This window comes from Telluria sp. ZT3P39 (assembly GCF_059685935.1).
Genome location: NZ_JCASIH010000011.1, coordinates 98,572 through 120,970, shown reverse-complemented (window position 1 = coordinate 120,970; position 22,399 = coordinate 98,572). Strand labels below are relative to the sequence as shown.

The following is a 22,399-nucleotide window of genomic DNA, read 5'->3' as shown; positions in this document are numbered from 1 at the left end:
CCTGTGGTCATTTTCTTACCACGCGCCAGCGTGGTGCAGCGCAATAAGCTAGAATGAACGTCCTTCGGGCCCGTCCGAGCTGTTGAGTCGATTCCATGAACGCCCCCGCACAACTGCATACCCTGCTTGCCGACAACGCCCCCGCGCGCCTGCGCGAGATCCCGTACAACTACACCTCGTTTTCCGATCGCGAAATCGTGATCCGCCTGCTGGGTGAGTCGTCGTGGCGGCTGCTCGACGAGCTGCGCGGGGCGCGCCAGACCGGGCGCTCGGCGCGCATGCTCTACGAGGTGCTGGGCGATATCTGGGTCGTGCGCCGCAATCCGTATTTGCAGGACGACCTGCTGGACAACCCGAAGCGCCGCCAGAAGCTGATCGACGCGCTGCACCACCGCCTCGGCGAAGTCGACAAGCGCCGCCTGAGCGTGGACGCCGCCGGCGAAGACGGGCTTGACGCCGCGGCCAGCCGCAATGCCGCCGTCGAACAACTGCTCGATGCCGCGCGCGCCGCCGTCGATGCCTTCGGCCTCGAATTCCGCGAGATGTACGACCTGCGCAAGCGCGCCCTGCGCGTGCTCGGCGCCTATACCGACAAGCGCAACATCCGCTTCGACGGCATGCACCGCATCTCGCACGTCACCGACGCCACCGACTGGCGCGTCGAATATCCCTTCCTGGTGCTGGTGCCCGATTCGGAAGAAGAAATGGCCGGCCTGGTCAAGGGCTGCATCGAACTGGGACTGACCATCATCCCGCGCGGCGGCGGCACCGGTTACACCGGCGGCGCCATTCCGCTCACGCCGATGTCGGCCGTGATCAACACCGAAAAGCTGATTGGTTTGGGCGAGGTCGAGATCACCCGGCTGCCCGGCGTGGACCGCGACTACGCGACCATCCACACTTTTGCGGGCGTGGTGACCCAGCGCGTCTCGCAGGCGGCCGAAAAGGCCGGCTTCGTCTTCGCGGTCGACCCGACCTCGGCGCATGCCTCCTGCATCGGCGGGAACATCGCCATGAATGCGGGCGGCAAGAAGGCCGTGTTGTGGGGCACGGCGCTGGACAATCTCGCTTCGTGGCGCATGGTCGACCCGAACGGCGACTGGCTGGAAGTCACCCGCATGGACCACAACCTGTCGAAGATCCACGACGCGCCGGTGGCCACCTTCAAGCTTGAATGGACCCATCCGACCCCGCGCGGCGTGGCGAAAGCCGAGCCGTTCCGCACCGAGACGCTCACCATCGAGGGCAAGCGCTTCCGCAAGGAAGGCCTGGGCAAGGACGTCACCGACAAATTCCTCTCCGGCCTGCCGGGCATCCAGAAAGAGGGCACCGATGGCCTGATCACATCAAGCCGATGGATCCTGCACAAGATGCCGAAGTTCACCCGCACCGTGGCGCTGGAATTCTTCGGCCAGGCGCGCGATGCGATCCCGTCGATCGTCGAAATCACCAACTATCTCGACAGCCTGCCGAAGAACGGCGACCCGGCCTTTGCGACCCTGCGCCTGGCGGGTCTGGAGCACCTGGACGAGCGCTACCTGCGCGCGGTCGGCTATGCCACCAAGTCCAAGCGCGGCGTGCTGCCGAAAATGGCGCTGTTCGGCGACATCGTCGGCGACGACGAGAATGCGGTGGCGATTGCGGCCTCGGAAGTGGTGCGCATTGCGAACACCCGCGTCGGCGAAGGTTTTGTCGCCGTCAGCCCGGAAGCGCGCAAGAAGTTCTGGCTGGACCGCGCCCGTACCGCGGCGATTGCGCGCCACACCAACGCCTTCAAGATCAACGAAGACGTGGTGATCCCATTGAACCGGATGGGCGAGTACACCGACGGCATCGAGCGCATCAACGTCGAGCTGTCGATCAAGAACAAGCTGGCCCTTAGCAGCGAGCTGCTGGCCTATCTCTCGAACGAGCACCTGCCGATCGAGAAGAGCGACGACGCTTCCGGCGACGCCGTCGACCGCGACGAAATCCTGGGCGACCGCCCACAGCAGGCGATGGCGCTGGTCGAAGCCGCGCGGGCGCGCTGGAGCTTCATCCTCGCCAACCTCGATGCGCGCCTTGTCGACGTACACGGCAAGCTCGATGAGCTGGGCCTGGATGCGATGTCGGCGGTGCTGGACCAGCGCATCGGCAGCCAGCCGGATGCGCTGTTGTTCGACGTGGTGCAGGACCACACCATCCGCGTTTCGTGGAAGGGCGAACTGCGTGCACCGCTGCGCCAGATCTTCAACGGTTCGGCCTACAAGTGCATCCTCGACGAAGCCACCGCGATCCACAAGCGCGTGCTGCGCTCGCGCGTGTTCGTGGCGCTGCACATGCACGCCGGCGACGGCAATGTGCACACCAACCTGCCGGTGAACTCGGACGACTACGCGATGCTGCAGGACGCCCACAAGGCCGTCGAACGCATCATGAAGCTGGCTCGTTCGCTGGACGGCGTGATCTCGGGCGAGCATGGCATCGGCATCACCAAGCTCGAATTCCTGCACGACGAAGAAATCCAGGAATTCCGCGACTACAAGCTGCGCGTCGATCCGGAAGGGCGCTTCAACAAGGGCAAGCTGCTCAACCTGGAGGGCGCCCACGCCGACCTGCGCAACGCCTACACGCCGTCCTTCGGTCTGATGGGCCACGAATCGCTGATCATGCAGCAAAGCGATATCGGCGAGATCGCCAACAGCATCAAGGATTGCCTGCGCTGCGGGAAGTGCAAGCCGGTCTGCACCACCCACGTACCGGAGGCGAATCTGCTCTATTCGCCGCGCGACAAGATCCTCGCCACCTCGGCCCTGATCGAAGCCTTCCTGTACGAAGAACAGACCCGCCGCGGCGTCTCGATCCGCCACTGGGAAGAATTCGAAGACGTGGCCGATCACTGCACCGTGTGCCACAAATGCGTGACGCCATGCCCGGTCGACATCGACTTCGGCGACGTCTCGATGAACATGCGTAATTTGCTGCGCAAGATGGACAAGCGCAGCTTCAAGCCGGCCAGCCGCGCCGCCATGTTCTTCCTGAACGCGACCGACCCGACCACCATCAACGCGACGCGCAAGGTGATGATCGATTGGGGCTACAAGGCCCAGCGCATGGGCAACCAGCTGCTGCGCGGCTTCGCCAAGCCGCAGGTGGAAGCGCCGCCCCCGACCACCGGCAAGGCGCCGGTTCGCGAGCAGGTGATCCACTTCATCAACAAGAAAATGCCGGGCAACCTGCCGAAGAAGACCGCGCGCGCGCTGCTCGACATCGAGGACGACAAGGTGATCCCGATCATCCGCAACCCGAAGACGACCACGGCCGATACCGAAGCCGTGTTCTACTTCCCGGGCTGCGGCTCGGAGCGCCTGTTCTCGCAGGTGGGCCTGGCGACCCAGGCGATGCTGTGGGAGACCGGCGTGCAGACCGTGCTGCCGCCGGGCTACCTGTGCTGCGGCTATCCCCAGCGCGGCGCCGGCCAGTACGACAAGGCCGACAAGATGATGACGGATAACCGCGTGCTGTTCCACCGCATGGCCAACACGCTGAACTACCTCGACATCAAGACGGTCCTGGTCTCCTGCGGCACCTGCTACGATCAACTGGCGACCTACGAGTTCGACAAGATCTTCCCCGGCTGCCGCATCATGGACATCCACGAATACCTGCTGGAGAAGGGCGTGAAACTCGAAGGCGTGAGCGGCACCCGCTACATGTACCACGACCCCTGCCACACGCCGATGAAGATGCAGGATTCGCTCAAGACCGTGAACGCGCTGGTGACCACGTTCGACGATGTGAAGATCGAGAAGAACGACCGCTGCTGCGGCGAGTCCGGCACCTTCGCCGTGAGCCGTCCCGACATCGCCACCCAGGTCCGCTCGCGCAAGCAGGGCGAGATGGAGAAGGGCGCCGACAAGCTGCGCGCCGACGGTTTCGAAGGCGAAGTGAAAATCCTGACCAGCTGCCCGTCCTGCCTGCAGGGCCTGTCGCGCTACAACGCCGATTCCGGCACCACCGCCGACTACATCGTGGTCGAGATGGCGCGTCACCTGCTGGGCGAGAACTGGATGCCCGACTACGTGGCGCGCGCCAATAACGGCGGTATCGAAAGGGTGCTGGTATGAGCATGCAAGCCGGTTGCGAACTGTGCGAGCTGGCCGTGCCCGTGGCCTGGGCCGGCCCCAAGTTCAGCGTGATCATCGTCGACGACGCCAACTACCCCGGCTTTTGCCGCGTCATCTGGCGCGAGCACGTGCGCGAGATGAGCGACCTGGCCCAGGAAGACCGCCTGCTGCTGAACGAGGCCGTGTACCAGGTCGAGCTGGCGGTGCGCGACGTCATGCGCCCGCTGAAGGTGAATGTCGCGAGCCTGGGCAACGTGGTGCCGCACCTGCACTGGCACGTCATTCCGCGCTATGCGGACGACGCCCACTTCCCGGCGCCGGTATGGGCCACGGCCGCGCGCCAGCCCGACGAATCGATCGTCGCCGCGCGCCGCGCGCTGCTGCCGGAACTGGCCAGCGCCATCGCTCGCCGTTTTAATGAACAAGAGGAGGCTCCGTGCCCAATCCAACTGACCTGACCGTACGCCAGAAATCGCGCGTGCTGGAAATCGCCTTCGACGACGGCAGCGCCTTCTCGATTCCGTTCGAGCTGATGCGCGTGTACTCGCCGTCGGCCGAAGTCAAGGGCCACGGCCCCGGCCAGGAAGTGCTTCAGCTGGGCAAGCGCGAGGTCGGCATGCTGGGCCTCGAGCCGGTCGGGAACTACGCCGTCAAACCCGAGTTCGACGACGGCCACGCCAGCGGCATCTTCACCTGGGATTACCTGTACAAGCTGGGGAGCGAGCAGGGGACGCTGTGGCAGAACTATCTGGATCGCCTGCATGCCGCCGGCTTCGACGGCGACAGTGGCCGCGAGCCCGGCACCGAGCTTCCAGGGGCCAAGCCGAAGTCCGGCTGCGGGCATAGCCACTAACCCGTAGGGTCGGCGGCTTGTGATCCGGTCCACTGGACCCGATCACCCCGCGCGTTCACATCACGTTTGATCTGCCCGCGCGGCTGATCGACCCCCAACTATCACCGCGCGGCCGGCAAAGCCGGCCACCCTACAACTGCGCGAGCAGCCCCTGCGCGCACTCCCGCACCGCTTCCCGCAACTCCTGCGGCCTCCGAATCTCGAACCCGAACGGCACGCTGGCCAGCTGCCTCGCAAACCACCCGATATCATCCGACTGGTTGTGCATCACCACCCCCAGGTCCGTCTGCTCGAACACCCCGATCGTGTCGAAGAACTGCGCCTGCGCTTTATCCAGCGTCGTCATCAATAACACCTCGACCGCATAGGCCCGGGGCAGGGTAGCCACCGAGCGCACCAGGTAGCCCAGCGCATCGAAGCCTGCCGGGCGCTCGAAACGCGCCGCCAATGGCTGGATCGTGTCGATCCGATCGAGCCGGAACGAACGCACGTCGCCGCGCAGATGGCACCAGCCCACCGCATACCAGCACGCGTCGTGGTAGCCCAGTCCATAGGTATCGACCTCGCGCGTTGAAGTGCGCCCACCCGCGTCGACATACGCCAGACGCACGCGCTGCCCCGCACGGGCCGCCAGCGACAGCGCCCCCAGCGCGGCATTGCCGGTCGCTGCCGGCGCGCGCCTGAGATCGAGCTGCACCGTGTCGGCGATGGCCCGTACCCGTTCGCGCAGGCCGGCCGGCATGGTGCGTTCCAGCTTGGCCTGCGCGCTCGCGATGGCCGGTGCGGCGCGCTCCAGCCCCAGTTTGCCCGCAGCCAGCAGGCCCACCGACAAGGCCAGCGCTTCGTCGTCGGAGAACATCATCGGCGGCAGTTTGAAGCCGGCTACCAGTGCATAGCCGCCGGCGCGTCCGCGTTCGGCCACGACGGGAATGCCCATCTCCTCCAGCGTGGCGATGTAGCGCCGCACTGTGCGCGTGTCCACTTCCAGCCGTGCGGCGATATCGGCCCCGCTGACCTGCCCATGGGCCAGCAGCAGCTCGAGCACCGCCAGCACCCGCGTCGTTGGTTTGGTCATCGCATCGTTTTAAAAAAATCAGGGCCGATTATGTCCTGATTAGCCCTTACCGTGCAGTTTTATCCATGCATGAAAGGGAAGTGAGATGACCGAGTTTGCGCACCTGTGGCTGTTCTTCGTGGTGGTCTTCGGCGTGGTGGCGCTGCCGGGACTGGACATGGCCTTCGTGCTGGCCAGCACGCTGCGCGGCGGGAACGGGGCGGGCTTCGCCGCGGTCGGCGGCATTGTCCTGGGCGGCATCGCCCACGTCGTTATGGGCGTGCTCGGCGTGGCGACGATCCTGGCCGTCTGGCCGCCGCTGTTCAACGCCGTGCTGTTCGCGGGCGCCGTGTACATCGGCTGGATCGGCTGGAGCCTGCTGCGCGCACGCGAGGGCGTCGCGTTGCCGAAGGCGGGCAATGCGCCGCGCGGCCGCTCGGTCTTCTTGCAGGGAATGCTCACCTGCCTGCTCAACCCGAAGGCCTATGTCTTCATGCTGGCGATCTTCCCGCAATTCCTGCGCCCGGAGCGCGGGCACCTGTGGGGCCAGGCCGCGGCGCTGGGCCTGATCACGTCGATCACGCAGGCAATGGTGTATGGCGCGGTGGCAGTGGGAGCCTTGCGTGCGCACGGATGGCTGGTTGCGCACCCGCGCGCGGGACTGGCGGCGGCGCGCTCGGTCGGCGCCGTGCTGGTTGCTGCAGCCTTGCTCACGGTCCTGCAAAGTTGGACCTGAGGCAGGAAACGGCGCCCAAAAACAAAGAGCACATCCGAAGATGTGCTCTTTTGCTGTGCGCTGCCCGCCAGGCGGGCCAGGCCCTTAAGCTTGCGGCTGGATGTTCGAAGCCTGCTTGCCTTTTGGACCGGTGGTGACCTCGAAGGTCACGCGCTGGTTCTCGGCCAGCGACTTGAAGCCGCTTGCGTTGATTGCCGAGAAGTGCGCAAACAGGTCTTCGCCACCGCCATCAGGGGTGATGAAACCGAAACCTTTTGCATCATTGAACCATTTTACGATACCAGTCGCCATGTTATTTCTCTCTTGTAAGTTAGTCTGTTTTATTCGCCCTGCCAGCGAACCTTCGGACTTTCAGACCAGTGGCGCGCTCAACATTGCAAACTTGATTATAGAGAGAATCTGTTAAAACGGAAGCAAGATTTTCGAATTGTGCGCACCGTCAACTAAATGCCACAGCCGCCCCGCGTCAGGGCGGCCGTGTTCGCTCTTAGAACGAGAACGGTACCCTTACCGTCAGCGAGACATCCGGCGTGTCGCGCGTCACGCCCGCGCCCACTGCGACATTGAGCGAACGTTTCTCGTTGAAACGGTAGGAATAGCCCAGCAGCAGGGTGCCGAGCTGGGTGCGCACCGAGCCCGGCACCGTGGTGCCGTTCTGTTTCATTCGGCCCACGGTACTGTGGTCATAGCCGAGGCTGAGCGAGGCCTTGTCGTTCAGTGCCAGGCCCATGCCGAAGTTGAAGCCGATGATGCCGCCCGGCGCCAGTTCGCCCAGCGGCTCGCGCTCGCCGTTGCGCACCAGGCGGGTGACGCCGCTGCGCTCGAAGTTGTGCAGATAGCTGATGTTGCCGAAGAATACGGCCGGGTCGGACGGGAACAGCCAGGTCAGGCTGCCCTGCAGCGTGTGGAAGCCCGAGCCGGTCGGCAGTGTCAGGGGAAGGCCGGTGCCGGTCACATTGTCGCCGACGCAGCGCGTCTGGCAGTCGGTCACGACCTCGAAGGGGCTGCGGCCGGTGGTCGACTTGTAGCGCAGGCCGCCGATGTAGTAGGGCTTGTCCGGGCCGCCGTTGTTGAGCTGGTAGCGGCCCGCGACCTCGACGTCGCCGATGGCCTTGCCGCTGGTCTCGAACACGCGCTCGACCGCCGTGCCGGTGAAGATCTCGCGGCTCACGGTGGCATCCGAACGGTAGACATAGGGCAGCTTGACCTCGACTTCCATCCGATTGTTCAGGCCGGTGCGGGCGGTGAGGGCGCCGGTGAAGGTATTGCGCTTGACCTCGCGCACGTCCACCAGGCCGATCAGCAGCGCCGGGATCACGGTATAGCCGACCAGCGCCACCCGGTTGCTCGACGAATAGCCGAACTGCACCGATGGTTCCAGGATGTACTTGCCGCGTGGCGTGAGCACGCCCGGTGCTTCGAACAGCGGCGCCACTTCGGGCGGGCGGCCGTCGCGCGGCGAGCGGGTCGGGTTGTTCTGCGCCTGCGCCTGGTTCGGTGCACGCGCTGCCGGCTGGGAAGGGGCCTGGCCGCCGATCGGGCCCGGCGTGGAGGGCGGCGGGTTGGTCGGCATGTTCTGCGGCAGCGTCGCCGGCACCACGCCGTTCTGCCCGCCGGTGCCGCGCTGCTCGGACAGCAGGACATCGTCGGCGCGCGGCGGCAGCGCCTGGGTAGCGGCCATTGTCCGCTCGGGAGTGCTGCGCTGCTCTTCGATGCGCTCGATCTTGGCCTGCTGGGCCTGCAGTTCCCGCATCAGCTTGTTGACCAGTTCGCGCTGCGCCGCCAGTTCGGCCTTGAGCGTCGCCATTTCCTTGCTTTGCTCAGTGCCGGCGGGGGGAGTCTGCTGGGCGTGCGCCACCGGGGCCAGCAGCATGGCGGCGAGTCCGGCGGCGCCCAGGCGCGCGGCGTGAATGTGCATCCGTTTCTCCATCGGCTATGTTAACGATATTACAATATTACAGGCTTCCAGCCGAGCGCACGACTGCATCACGAATGGTCGAGTGAAAATTCAGGTCCTTGATCAGCGCCATGCTGTTGACGGTCGAAGTGATTGTCGTATGGGCGCGGATGGTCTGGTCGTTCAGGCTGTTCTGGATCAGGGTGGCGCCGTTGGGCAGGCCGAGGTCGCTGGCCGCGAAATTGTTACCGCCGAGCTGGATCAGCTGGGAGCTGCCCAGCGCTGTGCTGGCCTGCAGCAGCTGGCCGGCATTCATGGTCGCCATGTCGGCGATCGCCACATTGGTGCGTGACAGCACTTCGCCATTGACCGAGACCACGCGCTCGATCCCGAGCGACAGATTGAGGCCGCCCGGAAGGTCGAAGCCGCCGCGTTGCTGGTCGAGGGTGTCGGCGTCAACCGCCGTCCAGCCATCGACCGGGGCGCCCGCCTGGGCCTGGGCCGCGCCGCATGCTCCTGCCAGCAGCATGGCCCGGCATGCATGTGTGAGCCATTGCATGGGTAAATCCTTTTTTAAAAGTCGCCAGGGCCGAATTTCGGCAAACTCTGGCTGTACTGTTCCTGGTTGATGCCATTGCCCAGCGGCGCGCGTGGGGCGGCGCGCCAGTCGTCGGCGCCATTGAAGGCGACCTTGCTAGGGAATTTGTGCACCACGAACAGCAGCTTGTTTGCCCACAGCTCGTGGAAACGCTCGCGCGTGACCGAACGGGTGCCGCTGGAGGGGTCGCCGAGCAGGATGCGGCCGTCTTCGGCCCCCTTGATCACGACAAAGTGGTTGTAGCCGCGGTCGGTGATGAGCACGATCGCCGGCAGTTTGGCTTCGAGCAGCTTGTCGAGTGGCTGCTGGAAGCCGTCGCCGACGAAGCCGCGCGTGGCCAGGAAGCGCTTCATGTCGAGCATGGAAAAGCCCTGCTGGCGGATCTTGGCCTGGTCGCCGCTGGCAAACATTTGTTCGAAGACGAGTTTTTCCGTGACCGGGGTGCCGTAGTGGTAGGTCAGCAGGGTGGCCAGTGCGGCCGAGCCGCATGAAAAATCGAATTGCTGGCGGGTGGTGTTGCGGAACTTGATTTCCTTGAGGCTGGTGACCGGCACCGTGACCCGGCTTCCGACGGCCAGCTCGAGGGCCGAGGCCTGGCAGCCGGGCGCCAGCAACAGGCCGCACAGGGCGGCGCTGAGGGCGAGATGCTTCTTCATGGCTTCATGTTTATTGCAGACGCAGGTTGATGGTGGTGGCGCTCTGGATCAGCACGTTCGAGCCGCTGTTCTGGATCACGACCGGCAATCCCTGCGAATTCGCGAACGAACCACTGTCGATGACATTGTTGCCGCTGACGGTGTTGATGGCCGTGTTGTTGCCGACCGTACCGCCAAGCACGGATTCGGTGTGGACGGTGTCGTCCTTGCCGGTGGTGCCGGCCAGGCGCTCGGTTGCTGCTGCATCGCCCCAGGCGTCGACGCTGCTGCGTGCTGCAGGAGCGACGTTAACCTCGGACAGGAAACTGACCTTGACCGGCAGCTTCTCCGGATCGGCGGCCTGGACCGCCAGCGGGAGCGCGACCAGCGCAGCCAGCAGATATCGGTTCACAGGTTTCATGAATTCTCCTTTGAAAACCACCGCGCGGCAGGTGCCGCGCGGTGGTAGCTACTGCATTACTGCACGTACCGCGCGGAGCCGCTTACTGGCCCGAGGAGCCCACTGCCAGGTTCGACTGGACGTTGACGCTCTGCTGGATCAGCGACGAGAAGCCGTTGTTCTGGCTGATCACCGAGACGCCTGCCGCCGACTGGGCAATGTTCGACATCGAGTTCGACATGTCGAAGGCGCCGGTGCTCACGGTCTGGGTGCCGCCGTTGCCGCCGGTGCCCGAGCCGCCTGCGCCGCCCATGCCTTCACCGCCGGTGTTGGCGCCGCCTGCACCGCCTGCGCCAGCCACGGTCGATCCGCCCGCGCCGCCTGCGCCGCCCATGCCGCCGGTTGCCGAGCCCGAGGTGTTGGCGCCGTTCGATGCGTCGCCATTGGTGGCCGTGCCGCCTGCGCCGCCGGCGCCGGCCATGTTCGAGGCCGCGCCGCTGGCTGCGCCCGCGCCGCCCGCGCCGCCTGCCGCGCCTGCGCCGCCGGTCGACGTGCCCGAAGCGCCTGCGCCGCCAGTCGAGGTGCCGGCTGCGCCCGCACCGCCTGCGCCGCCTTCACCGCCGGTGCCCGAGGCGCCGGCGCCGCCGGTTGCAGTCAGGGCCGCACCTGCGCCGGCGGTGCCGCCGGTCGATGCGCCGCCTGCGCTACCTGCGCCGCCGGTGTTCGAAGCGGTTGCACCTGCGCCGCCCGCTGCGCCTGCGCCGCCCATCGAATCACCCGCGGTGTTCGAGTTGGCGCCGCTGGTGGCGGTGCCTGCGGTGCTGGTGCCGCCGGTCGCGGTGGCTGCGCCGCTGGCGCCACCGGTGGTGCCTTCCGAGCCAGGCATGCCGCCCGCGCCCGAGGTGGCGCCGGTGTCGCCGTTCGATGGGCCGCCCGCGTTGGCGCCGTTCGATGCGCTCAAGGTGGAGCCCGACGACATGCCGCCTGAACCGCCCATGCCGCCGCTGCCGCCGGTGGCCATGCCGGTACGGCCGCCTGCGCCGCCTTCGCCCCCATTCACGTTACCGTTGCTGCCGCCGTTGCCGCCGGCCAGCGTACCGGTGCCGCCGCCCATGCCGCCGTTGGCTGCGCCGCCTGCGCCGCCTGCGGCGCCTCGGCCCCCGGTGGCATCCGAGCGGCCGCCCGCACCGCCGGTCGCCACTGCGCGGCCGCCGTCGCCGCCACGCGCACCCATGCCGCCGTCGCCGCCTGCGCCGGTGGTGGCGCCACGCGCCACGCCGCCGTCGCCGCCGGACGCGCCCGAGGCGTTGCCGACCGATGCCGAGCCGTTGGCCGCGTAGCCGCTGGTGGCGCCGGCGCCGTCGCCGCCGCGGGCGCCGTTGGCGCCGGCAGCCTCACCACCCGATGCACCGGCAGCGCCGCGGGCGTTGCCGCCCATGCCGTCGCCGCCGCGTGCGCCGGAGCCGGACGCGCCGTTGGCGTTGCCGGTGTTATAGGAGGAGTTGCCGATGTCGGAGATGCTGTTGCCGCTGACGTTGCCATCCAGGCGGCTGCTCGAGCTGGCGGTCGAGGTGTTGAAGGAGTTTGCAACAGATGAAGTTGCCGTGGCGCCGTTATTGGCCGCAGCTGCGCCGACTTCGGAGGCGCGGGCATTGCCGGAGCTGCGGTTCTGGCCAGAGGAGTCGCGCGTGCTGTTGTCGGAGCTGTCGTTGGTGCTGCTATCCGTGTTGTTGGTGGTCTGGGTAGTGGTATTGGTCGAGGTCTGGGTATTGCCGCCACGAACGTTGTTCACGGAGTTGCCAGTGTCTTGTGCGTGTGCAAAACCGAATGCCAGTGCGATCGCGGTTGCCAGAATAGTGCGCTTCATCTGTTGCTCCCCTGAGGTGTTCAAAGTTGAGATGCCCGGTGTCAATATGACAACCGGTCCACCCGTCTGTTAGCAGTTAGCGTGCCAGCTTGCATTTGTCGCCCAAGTGTTTGATTAAATTGACGGTTTTTATAGACGGAAAACCTGTAGGAGCATGTTGATGAGGTAATTCAATAAGTCAAAAAATAAGTGTCACAGGCTTGAGACAGTTGTAGCGGTATTGTCACGAGACTGTATCAATCCGTAAGCAGTTTCCGGGCAGGTTGATACAGCCCGCCTGATGGCGGGCAACACAGGAAGTAGGACGGGATCAGGCGCGCAGGGCGCTGCGGAAGGCGTGAACGGGGGAGAAGCGGGAACTAGCGGGAAGAAACGGGGCAAGCCCGGCGGCAGCGCGCAGGGTTCAGGGTGCGATCGAGTGCTTGGCCATTAAACGGTAGAGTGTCATGCGTGAGACACCGAGGTCGCGCGCCGCCTGGCTGATGTTGTTGCCGCAGCGTGCCAGGCTGTTCCAGATGGCGTTGCGCTCGGCGCTGCCGCGCGTCGTGTCGAGCACGTCACGCAGGATGATGGCATCGTCGCCGGCCGTCAGTTCGAGGTCTTCCGGCATGATCAGGCGGTGCTCGGACAGCACCATGGCGCGCCGCATGCGGTTGATCAGCTCGCGGACATTGCCGGGCCAGTCGTGCTGGGTCATGGCGCGCATGGCCTGCTTGCTCACGCCCTTGAGTTGCGGGCTCTTCTCGTCGGCAAATTTGTCAAAGATGAGCTCGGTCAGCAGGGGCAGGTCTTCCTTGCGCTCGCGCAGCGGCGGCACCCGGATCGGGAACACGCTCAGGCGGTAGTACAGGTCTTCGCGGAAGCGTCCGGCGGCCACGGCTGTGGGCAGGTCGACGTGGGAGGCGGTGATCACGCGTGCATCGACCGCGATGCTGCGGGTGCCGCCGACCCGGTAGATCGTGCGTTCCTGCAAGAAGCGCAGCAGGCTGGCCTGCAGGTCGAGGGGCAGGTCGCCGATTTCGTCGAGGAAAATGCTGCCGCCCGAGGCGGCCTCGATCAGGCCCTGCTTTTCTTTCGCCGCGCCGGTGAAGGCGCCACGCTCGTAGCCGAACAACTCGGAGTGGATGAGCGAGGGCGGGATGGCCGCGCAGTTGATTGCAATAAAAGGCCCGCCGGCGCGCGGCGACTGCGCATGGATTTCCTGCGCCGCCAGTTCCTTGCCGCTGCCGCTTTCGCCCGAGATGAGCACCGGCGCGTCGACCGCGGCGATCTTGTCGATGTGGGCCCGCAGGCGGCGGATGGCCACCGACTGGCCGTCGATATGGCGCGCGGCGGCCTGGCGCCTGTGCGGCGGCGTGCCCTTGGTGAGCATGGCCATGCCGTGGGCGTGGCCGAGCGAATGGTGCAGGCGCACCATGTCGACCGGCCGGGTATGGAAGTCGCACAAATGGGTCGCGATGGCCTGGCGCAGCTGCGGACGGTGCAGGACGTCGGAGCCGAACACGCCGATCCAGCGGATGTGGTGATGCTGTTGCAGGAAACGTTCGGTATCGTCGTGTTCGAGACTGCCGTTACCGTCGAGCAGCAGCCCGACCGCGTAATGTTGCTGTGCCAGGACCTTGCGCGCGGCCTGGAAGCTGTCGACCGTGCACAGGTCCCAGCCCCGCAAATCGCCGCAGGCCGCGTGCACGCCGGCCTTGCCTTCATCCGCAATGCATAACAGTCGTTTTACCGACACCATGTACCTCGTTGTTCTTGGTTTTTATTGGTAATACGGACGGCGCTGTCGGCCGAAGGGCGGGGGAGTCTCTGACGGAATTGCCCGCAATGGTGTCGGATCGCATCCGGCAACACATGACGGCTATTTAACCAGAATCGGCAACTTTCCGGCGCACGACAATTGCCGAGTTGGTAATCTGCATCGCAAAAATTCCCTTAGGAATCAATACCTTACGGAATGTCTGTATGCACGGCGGCGCTTGCCAGCAGCGCCACCAGTTTCTCGATCGGATAGGGTACGGATACGCATGGAGTGGCAAGGTGTCCGGCATTTGGCTAATTTGACGATTATACCGGAGGCAACTTTCTTTCCTTTGACGAAGCATCGCCCGTGCACACAGCCGCCGGGGCAACGCGCGTAGCCCGAACGGGCCAGCTTGTATAATGTTGGCAACCCACCACCGCCCTCATATATGACGAATACCACCCACTTCGGCTACAAGACTGTCGCCGAGGACCAGAAGGTCCAGGAAGTCGCCAAGGTTTTCCATTCGGTCGCCGCCAAATACGACGTCATGAACGACCTGATGTCGGCCGGCCTGCACCGTGCCTGGAAGCTGTTCACGATCGCCCAGGCGGGCGTGCGCCCCGGCTTCAAGGTGCTCGACATCGCCGGCGGCACCGGCGACCTGGCCAAGGCATTTGCGAAACAGGCAGGCCGCACCGGCGAAGTCTGGCTCACCGACATCAACGAGTCGATGCTGCGCGTCGGCCGCGACCGCCTGTTGAATAAGGGCCTGGTGACCCCAACTCTGTTGTGCGACGCCGAGAAGCTGCCGTTCCCGGACAATTATTTCGACCGGGTCAGCGTGGCCTTCGGCCTGCGCAACATGACGCACAAGGACCAGGCGCTGGCCGAGATGCGCCGCGTGCTCAAGCCCGGCGGCAAGCTGCTGGTGCTGGAGTTCTCGAAAGTCATCGCGCCGCTGCAGAAGCCGTATGACGTGTATTCGTTCTCGGTGCTGCCTTGGCTGGGACAAAAGATCGCGGGCGACGCAGAGAGCTACCGCTACCTCGCCGAATCGATCCGCATGCACCCGGACCAGGACACGCTCAAGACGATGATGATCGATGCGGGGCTGGAGCGGGTCCAGTATCACAACCTGACGGCGGGTGTGGCAGCGCTGCACACCGGCATCAAACTGTAATTATTCTAGGAACACGATCATGAAAAAATTCCTGGCCACGATGCTGTTGGCGGTCACCGCCGTGTCGATGATTGCGGAAGCCACCGCGCGCCCGATGGGCGGCAAGCGCTCGTTCGGGCGCCAGTCGCAATCGGTGCAGCGGATGCCGGCCCCGGCGCCGGCACCCGCCCCGGGCTTCCAGCAGCGCCAGCCCTCGGCCGTGCCGGCCACCGCCGGTGCTGCCGGGGCTGCCGCGGCCGCGCGCACGGCGCGCCCGAGCATGTGGAAGGGCCTGCTCGGCGGCGCCCTGCTGGGCCTGGGCCTGGGCGCGCTGCTGTCGCACTTCGGCATCGGGGGCGCCTTCGCCAGCGCGATCTCGGCCATCCTGATGATCGGCCTCCTGGCGCTGGCCGTGATGTTCATCGTGCGCATGTTCCGCCGCAAGGACACCCCGGCCAATCCGGCCTTCGGCGGCTACGCCAATCCGCAGCCTGCCGGCGCCGCCGCAGGTTCGGTGGCCACTCCGGAAATCGGCTCGGGCCTGCGCCAGCCGGTCGGCTTCCAGGGCCAGCAACACGGGGGCGGCGTGTCCCTGGGCAAGCCAGGCGCGGCGGGCGGCGCTGCGCACAATCAGTGGGGCGTGCCGGGCGACTTCGACCAGGCTGCCTTCCTGCGCCACGCGCAAGCCTCGTTCATCCGCATGCAGGCGGCCTGGGACCGCGGCGACACCAACGACCTGCGTGAATTCACCACGCCGGAAGTCTTCGCCGAGCTCAAGATGCAGATCCAGGAACGCGGCGGCGTGGCCGACTTCACCGACGTGGTAAGCATCGACGGCCAGCTGCTGGGCATCGAGACCACCGCCACCGACTACCTGGCCAGCGTGCAGTTCAACGGCATGATCCGCACCGCCCCGAACGCGCCGGCCGAGCCTTTCGTGGAGGTCTGGAACATGTCCAAGCCACTGTCCGGCCAGGGCGGCTGGGTGCTGGCGGGTATTCAGCAAGTGCAATAAGAATTATTTTTTAGTAAAGTTCTCGTGCTGCCGGGTTTGTGCCCGGCAAACTGGTAAGATCGAAACCGCCCGCGTACCTACCGGGCGGTTTTTTTTCAACAACGTGTGCCGCCATGTTCCCGAGCTCTACCATGCTGTCGACCCCAGCGGTCGCCACGATCAACCACTTGCTGGCCCAGGAAGCCTGGGCGCGTGATGCGCTCGTCCGTCACGCCGGCAAGGAAGCCTGCATCGACACGGGCCAGTTCCAGCTGCGCCTGCGCGTGGCGCGCGACGGCATGCTCGAGTCCAGCCAGGGCGATGTCCCGGCCAACGTGACCATCCGCGTCAAGCTGACCGACCTGCCGCTGATCGCGCAGAACCGCGACCGCGCCTTTTCCTACGTGAAGATCGAGGGCGACGCGGAATTTGCCAACACCATCTCGGCCCTCTCGAAGGGCTTGCGCTGGGATGCCGAGTACGACCTGGAAGGCGTCATCGGCCCGGTCGGCGCGCGCCGCCTGGTGCAGGGCTCGCGTGGCGCGGCCGAGGGTGTGCTGGGCGCGGGCCGCCGGCTGGCCGAAAACGTGGCTGAATTCCTGCTGGAGGAGCGCCCGGTGCTGGTGCGCCCGGCCCAGGTCGGCGAGTTCGCGGCCGACGTGGTGCGCCTGCGCGACGACGTCGAGCGCACCGCCAAGCGCATCGCGAAACTGGAAGCGCGCCTGGCGCAGGCCGCTTCCACCCCCACGCCGCGCGAACACTGACTTCGGATAGCTGATGATATTGAAATTCCTGCGCCTGGTAAAAATCCTCACCATCGCCACCAAGTACGGCCTCGACGAGATCGCGGTGACGAGCCTGCAGGCGCCGCGCACCGCCCGCTTCATGAATACCGTGTTCTTCTGGCGCCGCATCACCTCGCCGCGTGCGATCCGCCTGCGCCTGGCGCTCGAAGAGCTGGGCCCGATCTTCATCAAGTTCGGCCAGGTGCTGTCGACCCGGCGCGACCTGATGCCCCAGGATATTGCCGACGAGCTCTCGCTGCTGCAAGACCAGGTGCCGCCTTTCGATTCCGACCTGGCCATTGCCCAGATCACGGCCTCGCTCGGCGCCCACCCGAACGAGCTGTTCGCCAGCTTCGAACGGACCCCGGTGGCCTCGGCCTCTATCGCCCAGGTGCACTTTGCCACGCTCAAGAACGGGCTGGAAGTCGCAGTGAAAGTGCTGCGTCCCGGCATGAAAAAGACCATCGACGAAGACCTGGCCCTGATGGACCTGGCTGCGCGCCTGATCGAGCGTGTCTGGTCCGAAAGCCGGCGCCTGAAGCCGCGCGAAGTGGTGGCCGAGTTCGACAAATACCTGCACGACGAGCTCGACCTGATGCGCGAGGCGGCCAATGCCAGCCAGCTGCGCCGCAACTTCGCGAATTCGAATTTGCTGATGGTGCCGGAGATGCACTGGGACTATTGCTCCAGCAGCGTGATCGTCATGGAACGCATGCGCGGTATCCCGGTGTCGCAGATCGACCGCCTGGCGGCCGAAGGCGTGGACCTGAAAAAACTGTCGAGCGACGGCGTGGAAATCTTCTTCACCCAGGTCTTCCGCGACGGCTTCTTCCACGCCGACATGCACCCGGGGAATATCCTGGTTTCGGTCGAGAAGGAAACCTTCGGCCGCTACATCGCGCTCGACTTCGGCATCGTCGGCACCCTGACCGATTTCGACAAGGATTACCTGTCGCAGAATTTCCTGGCCTTCTTCCGGCGCGACTACAAGCGCGTGGCCGAGGCCCACATCGAATCGGGCTGGGCGCCGCGCAATACCCGCGTGGACGAGCTGGAGTCTGCCGTGCGCGCCTGCTGCGAGCCGATCTTCGACCGCCCGCTGAAGGATATTTCCTTCGGCCAGATTTTGCTGCGCCTGTTCCAGACTTCGCGCCGCTTCAATGTCGAGGTTCAGCCGCAACTCGTACTGCTGCAAAAGACCCTGCTCAACATCGAAGGCCTGGGCCGCCAGCTCGACCCGGAACTCGATTTGTGGAAGACCGCCAAGCCTTACCTGGAGCGCTGGATGGGCGAGCAGGTCGGCTGGGGCGGCATGGTCGAGCGCCTGCGCGCCGAAGCGCCGCGCTACGCCCATATCTTCCCGCAACTGCCGCGCCTGCTGCACCAGGCGCTCGAGCACCACGCCCATACCAGCATCGGCAACACCGGCGGCCATCCGATGTCGAATGCCGACATCATGGCCATGGTGCTGGCCGAGCAGCGCCGCACCAACCGCCTGCTGGGCCTGATGACCTTCCTTGGCCTGGTCGCAGGCAGCCTGGGCATGGCGGCGATCGGCTGGTTCTTCATTTATGGCGGCGGCTGACCCACCCAGCTTCGAGAACCGCGACCCGCTCGACCCGCAATTCTGGGACGAGCGCTTCGCCAGGCAATTCACGCCCTGGGACCGCGGCGGCGTGCCGCAGTCCCTGCGCGATTTCGCCACCCGCAATCCTCCTCTGACCACCCTGATTCCCGGCTGCGGCAGCGCCTGGGAGCTCGCTTACCTGTGCGAGGCCGGCTGGGACGCGACCGCGATCGACTTCGCGCCCGTGGCCGTCGCGCGCGGCAAGGCGCTGGCGGGGCAGTGGAGCGAGCGCGTGGTGCAGGCCGACTTCTTTGCCTGGCACCCGGCGCACCCGCTCGACTTCATCTACGAATGCGCCTTCCTGTGCGCGCTGCCGCGGGCCATGCGGCCGCAGGTCGTGGCGCGCTGGGCCGAGCTGTTGGCGCCGGGCGGCAGGGTAGGGGGCTTCTTCTTTTTCGACGAGGCGCTCAAGGGTCCGCCGTTCGGGATCGGGCGCGACGAGCTGGATGCCTTGATGGCGCCGACTTTCGAATGCGTTGAGGATGCGGCGGTGACGGATTCGATTCCCGTGTTTGCTGGCAAAGAGCGGTGGATGCTGTGGCAGCGCCGTTGATGATTTTGTAGGGTGGGCGGGTCCCCCGCCCGCGCGTTCAGCCGGTCTATAAAAAGCCTGTGCGTCAATTCATACGTGATTTGAACGCGCGGGCGGGAGGACCCGCCCACCCTACAAATTCGACAGCCAAAAGAAAAGCCCGCATGCGCGGGCTCTTGGAAGTACAGCGTTCTTTTACGGACCAGCGGCGGTGTAGCACCGCGCAATCTTCTGTTTCTTCTTCAACTTTGGATAGCAGAGCTTGCTCTACTCCCACATGTCGTTAGGAAAGATGCTATTTAATCACCCAGAGCTGCTATTGAGCAAACGAAACAGTTGTTGGCGATGAAGAAAAACAACACCCGCGCCGCATGGCATGGGACCAGCGCGGCTCTGCCTTGGCGGCCCCTGCAGCCCAAACGGGCAAAACTTCACGCAAAAGCTTTATAATTCAGGGTTTTGTAGATTTTTGCGGAGTAACGAGATGCCGATTTACGCCTACCGCTGCGATGAATGCGGATTTACCAAAGATGCCCTGCAAAAAATTTCCGATCCGGTGCTGACGGTCTGCCCGTCGTGCGGCAAGGACGCCTTCAAGAAACAGGTGACGGCGGCCGGCTTCCAGCTCAAGGGCTCGGGCTGGTATGTCACCGATTTCCGGGGCGGCAATGCGCCCGCTACGGGCACGGCCGCAGGACCAGCATCGACCACCGCGCCGGCCGCGTCAAGCGAGGGCAGCAGCGCTCCGGCCGCCAGCAGCACCCCGGCCCCGGCCGTGGCGAGCGGCGGCGACAAGAGCGGCGCCTGAGTCAAGCAACGCTGCAGCCTGCGAAGGCGGCACACCCATAAGAACAAGTGAATTCGATGCGCAAATATTTCCTGACCGGCTTGCTGGTGCTGGTGCCCCTGGCGATCACCGCATGGGTGCTGAGCCTGATCATCAGCACGCTGGACCAGTCGCTGCTGTTCGTGCCGGAAGCCTGGCAGCCACATACCATGTTCGGCCGCGACGTGCCCGGCGTGGGCGCCGTGCTGACGCTGGCCATCGTGTTCGTCACCGGCCTGCTGACCAATAACCTGGTCGGCCGCTGGGTGGTGAAGGTGGGCGACCGCGTGATGAAGCGCATCCCGGTGGTCAGCTCGCTCTACGGCAGCGTCAAGCAGGTGTCGGACACGCTGTTCTCGTCCTCGGGCAATGCGTTTCGCACGCCGGTATTGATTCCGTACCCGCACGCGGATTCCTATACGATAGCCTTCCTCACCGGCGTGCCGGGCGGGGACGTCAAGAACCACCTGGTGGGCGACTACGTGAGCGTGTACGTGCCGACCACCCCGAACCCGACCTCGGGCTTCTTCCTGATGATGGAACGCAGCAAGGTCGTGGAACTGAACATGTCGGTCGACGCGGCGCTCAAGCACATCGTCTCGATGGGCGTCGTCGCTCCCGAATAAGCAATACCGAACAAAAGAATACGGGCCCTGGCCCTGCCGAACCAACTAACCTGGAACGAAAACTATGTCCTCCATGCGTACTCACTACTGCGGCCTCGTCACCGAGGAACTGCTGGGCCAAACCGTCAGCCTGTGCGGCTGGGTGCATCGTCGCCGCGACCACGGTGGCGTGATCTTCATCGACCTGCGCGACCGTGAAGGCCTGGTGCAGGTGGTCTGCCATCCGGACAACGCCGCCGTGTTCAAGGCCGCCGAGCATGTGCGCAACGAATACTGCCTGCGCATCACCGGCACCGTGACCAACCGCCTGGAAGGCACTGTCAACGCCAACCTCAAGTCGGGCAAGATCGAGATCAACGCCAGCGCCGTGGAAGTGCTGAACGCGTCGGTGCCGGTGCCGTTCCAGCTGGACGACGACAACCTGTCGGAAACCACCCGCCTGACCCACCGCGTGCTCGACCTGCGCCGCAACCAGATGCAGCACAACCTGCGCCTGCGCTACAAGGTGTCGATGGAAGTGCGCAAGTACCTGGACAACCTGGGCTTCATCGACATCGAGACCCCGATGCTGACCAAGTCGACCCCGGAAGGCGCGCGCGACTACCTGGTGCCGTCGCGCGTCAACGCCGGCAACTTCTTCGCGCTGCCGCAATCGCCGCAGCTGTTCAAGCAGCTGCTGATGGTCGCGAACTTCGACCGCTACTACCAGATCACCAAGTGCTTCCGCGACGAAGACCTGCGCGCCGACCGCCAGCCGGAATTCACCCAGATCGACTGCGAAACCTCGTTCCTGACCGAGCAGGAAATCCGTGACCTGTTCGAAGACATGATGCGCGTCGTCTTCAAGAACGCCGCCGGCATCGACCTGCCGAACCCGTTCCCGGTGATGGACTTCGCCACCGCGATGGGCATGTACGGTTCCGATAAACCCGACATGCGCGTCAAGCTCGAATTCACCGAACTGACCGAGCTGATGAAGTCGGTCGAGTTCAAGGTCTTCAACTCGGCCGCCAACATGACCGGCGGCCGCGTGGTCGGCATGCGCGTGCCGCAGGGCGGTTCGATGCCGCGTTCGGAAATCGACGCCTACACCCAGTTCGTCGCGATCTACGGCGCCAAGGGCCTGGCCTACATCAAGGTCAACGAGAAGGCCAAGGGCCGTGACGGCCTGCAGTCGCCGATCGTCAAGAACATCTCCGACGAAGTGCTGGAGCAGATCCTGGAACTGACGGGCGCACAAGACGGCGACCTGATCTTCTTCGGCGCCGACAAGGCCAAGGTGGTCAACGACGCCATCGGCGCGCTGCGCGTGAAGATCGGCCACTCGGAATTCGGCAAGAAGGCCGGACTGTTCGACGAAGTCTGGTCGCCGCTGTGGGTCATCGACTTCCCGATGTTCGAGCACGACGAAGAAAACAACCGCTGGACCGCAACCCACCACCCGTTCACCGCACCAAAAGACGGCCACGAAGACATGTTGGAGACCAACCCTGGCGCCTGTATCGCCAAGGCCTACGACATGGTCCTGAACGGCTGGGAACTGGGCGGCGGCTCGATCCGTATCCACCGCGAAGAAGTCCAGAGCAAGGTATTCCGCGCCCTGAAGATCGACGCCGAAGAAGCGCAGCTGAAGTTCGGCTTCCTGCTCGACGCCCTGCAATACGGCGCGCCGCCGCACGGTGGCCTGGCCTTCGGCCTGGACCGCCTCATCACCCTGATGACCGGTTCGGAATCGATCCGTGACGTGATCGCCTTCCCGAAGACCCAGCGCGCCCAGTGCCTCTTGACCAACGCGCCGTCGGAAGTGGACGAGAAGCAGCTCAAGGAACTGCACATCCGCCTGCGTGCTGCCGAACCGAAGATTGCTTAAACGATAGGCTGGTCGGCTCTGCCGACCGCGCGTTCAACCAACGCGGGCACGACCGGTCACCGGTCCTGCCCGCGTTTGTCATATTGG

At 65.1% G+C, this 22,399-nt stretch carries 20 protein-coding genes; 12 read left to right on the top strand and 8 right to left on the bottom strand.

Features of this window, described 5'->3' with window-relative positions:
• Window positions 1-95: 95 nt before the first annotated feature.
• From AC56LR_RS12980 to AC56LR_RS12970, 3 genes are read left to right on the top strand one after another with little or no spacing between them, the layout of a single operon-like run.
• Window positions 96-4,106, top strand: a complete 4,011-nt coding sequence (locus AC56LR_RS12980; protein WP_497130888.1) for a DUF3683 domain-containing protein — start codon at window positions 96-98, stop codon at window positions 4,104-4,106.
• Entirely contained in the window at window positions 4,103-4,564 is a 462-nt protein-coding gene (locus AC56LR_RS12975) for an HIT family protein (protein WP_497130886.1), read from the top strand. The genes AC56LR_RS12980 and AC56LR_RS12975 overlap by 4 nt, the downstream gene beginning before the upstream one ends.
• Complete coding sequence (locus AC56LR_RS12970; protein WP_497130884.1) at window positions 4,543-4,959, top strand: gamma-butyrobetaine hydroxylase family protein; 417 nt, start codon at window positions 4,543-4,545, stop codon at window positions 4,957-4,959. The genes AC56LR_RS12975 and AC56LR_RS12970 overlap by 22 nt, the downstream gene beginning before the upstream one ends.
• 130 nt (window positions 4,960-5,089) lie before the next feature.
• Here AC56LR_RS12970 and AC56LR_RS12965 read toward each other — a convergent pair whose 3' ends face one another.
• The gene (locus AC56LR_RS12965; RefSeq protein WP_497130882.1) at window positions 5,090-6,034 is read right to left on the bottom strand and encodes a helix-turn-helix transcriptional regulator; all 945 of its coding nucleotides are present in this window, start codon (window positions 6,032-6,034) and stop codon (window positions 5,090-5,092) included.
• 85 nt (window positions 6,035-6,119) lie between these two features.
• Here AC56LR_RS12965 and AC56LR_RS12960 point away from each other — a divergent pair, with 85 nt between their 5' ends.
• Window positions 6,120-6,749: a LysE family translocator gene (locus tag AC56LR_RS12960; protein ID WP_497130881.1), complete on the top strand. Its 630-nt coding sequence runs from the start codon at window positions 6,120-6,122 to the stop codon at window positions 6,747-6,749.
• An 84-nt stretch (window positions 6,750-6,833) separates the two neighbouring features.
• On the opposite strand, the gene AC56LR_RS12955 is transcribed toward AC56LR_RS12960, so the two are convergent.
• From AC56LR_RS12955 to AC56LR_RS12925, 7 genes are all read right to left on the bottom strand, one after another.
• Window positions 6,834-7,040, bottom strand: coding sequence for a cold-shock protein (locus tag AC56LR_RS12955; protein ID WP_497130879.1), 207 nt, complete (start codon window positions 7,038-7,040; stop codon window positions 6,834-6,836).
• A 196-nt stretch (window positions 7,041-7,236) separates the two neighbouring features.
• Window positions 7,237-8,667: a hypothetical protein gene (locus AC56LR_RS12950; RefSeq protein ID WP_497130878.1), complete on the bottom strand. Its 1,431-nt coding sequence runs from the start codon at window positions 8,665-8,667 to the stop codon at window positions 7,237-7,239.
• Window positions 8,668-8,704: 37 nt separating this feature from the next.
• A complete protein-coding gene (locus AC56LR_RS12945) occupies window positions 8,705-9,205 on the bottom strand; it encodes a hypothetical protein (protein ID WP_497130876.1) in 501 nt (166 codons plus the stop codon).
• A gap of 14 nt (window positions 9,206-9,219) precedes the next feature.
• Entirely contained in the window at window positions 9,220-9,900 is a 681-nt protein-coding gene (locus AC56LR_RS12940; RefSeq protein ID WP_497130875.1) for a C39 family peptidase, read from the bottom strand.
• A 10-nt stretch (window positions 9,901-9,910) separates the two neighbouring features.
• Window positions 9,911-10,300: a hypothetical protein gene (locus tag AC56LR_RS12935; protein WP_497130874.1), complete on the bottom strand. Its 390-nt coding sequence runs from the start codon at window positions 10,298-10,300 to the stop codon at window positions 9,911-9,913.
• Window positions 10,301-10,382: 82 nt separating this feature from the next.
• Window positions 10,383-12,071 (bottom strand): hypothetical protein, encoded by a 1,689-nt coding sequence (locus tag AC56LR_RS12930; RefSeq protein ID WP_497130872.1) that lies wholly within the window; start codon window positions 12,069-12,071, stop codon window positions 10,383-10,385.
• 478 nt (window positions 12,072-12,549) lie between these two features.
• Window positions 12,550-13,887, bottom strand: a complete 1,338-nt coding sequence (locus AC56LR_RS12925; RefSeq protein ID WP_497130870.1) for a sigma-54 dependent transcriptional regulator — start codon at window positions 13,885-13,887, stop codon at window positions 12,550-12,552.
• 451 nt (window positions 13,888-14,338) lie between these two features.
• Between AC56LR_RS12925 and ubiE the strand changes: the two genes are divergently transcribed.
• The 8 genes from ubiE (at window position 14,339) to aspS (ending at window position 22,312) form a co-directional block, all read left to right on the top strand.
• The gene (ubiE, locus tag AC56LR_RS12920; RefSeq protein WP_497130869.1) at window positions 14,339-15,073 is read left to right on the top strand and encodes a bifunctional demethylmenaquinone methyltransferase/2-methoxy-6-polyprenyl-1,4-benzoquinol methylase UbiE; all 735 of its coding nucleotides are present in this window, start codon (window positions 14,339-14,341) and stop codon (window positions 15,071-15,073) included.
• 19 nt (window positions 15,074-15,092) lie between these two features.
• A complete protein-coding gene (locus AC56LR_RS12915; RefSeq protein ID WP_497130867.1) occupies window positions 15,093-16,067 on the top strand; it encodes a Tim44 domain-containing protein in 975 nt (324 codons plus the stop codon).
• A gap of 131 nt (window positions 16,068-16,198) precedes the next feature.
• On the top strand, window positions 16,199-16,810 hold the full coding sequence (locus AC56LR_RS12910) for a ubiquinone biosynthesis accessory factor UbiJ (RefSeq protein ID WP_497130865.1): 612 nt from the start codon (window positions 16,199-16,201) through the stop codon (window positions 16,808-16,810).
• A gap of 13 nt (window positions 16,811-16,823) precedes the next feature.
• Window positions 16,824-18,416 (top strand): ubiquinone biosynthesis regulatory protein kinase UbiB, encoded by a 1,593-nt coding sequence (gene ubiB, locus AC56LR_RS12905; protein WP_497130864.1) that lies wholly within the window; start codon window positions 16,824-16,826, stop codon window positions 18,414-18,416.
• Window positions 18,403-19,011, top strand: a complete 609-nt coding sequence (locus tag AC56LR_RS12900; protein WP_497130863.1) for a methyltransferase — start codon at window positions 18,403-18,405, stop codon at window positions 19,009-19,011. The genes ubiB and AC56LR_RS12900 overlap by 14 nt, the downstream gene beginning before the upstream one ends.
• Before the next feature lie 463 nt (window positions 19,012-19,474).
• The gene (locus tag AC56LR_RS12895) at window positions 19,475-19,798 is read left to right on the top strand and encodes an FmdB family zinc ribbon protein (protein ID WP_497130861.1); all 324 of its coding nucleotides are present in this window, start codon (window positions 19,475-19,477) and stop codon (window positions 19,796-19,798) included.
• A 56-nt stretch (window positions 19,799-19,854) separates the two neighbouring features.
• Entirely contained in the window at window positions 19,855-20,442 is a 588-nt protein-coding gene (locus tag AC56LR_RS12890) for a DUF502 domain-containing protein (RefSeq protein WP_171085001.1), read from the top strand.
• A gap of 73 nt (window positions 20,443-20,515) precedes the next feature.
• Window positions 20,516-22,312, top strand: coding sequence for an aspartate--tRNA ligase (aspS, locus tag AC56LR_RS12885; protein ID WP_497130904.1), 1,797 nt, complete (start codon window positions 20,516-20,518; stop codon window positions 22,310-22,312).
• Window positions 22,313-22,399: the final 87 nt, after the last annotated feature.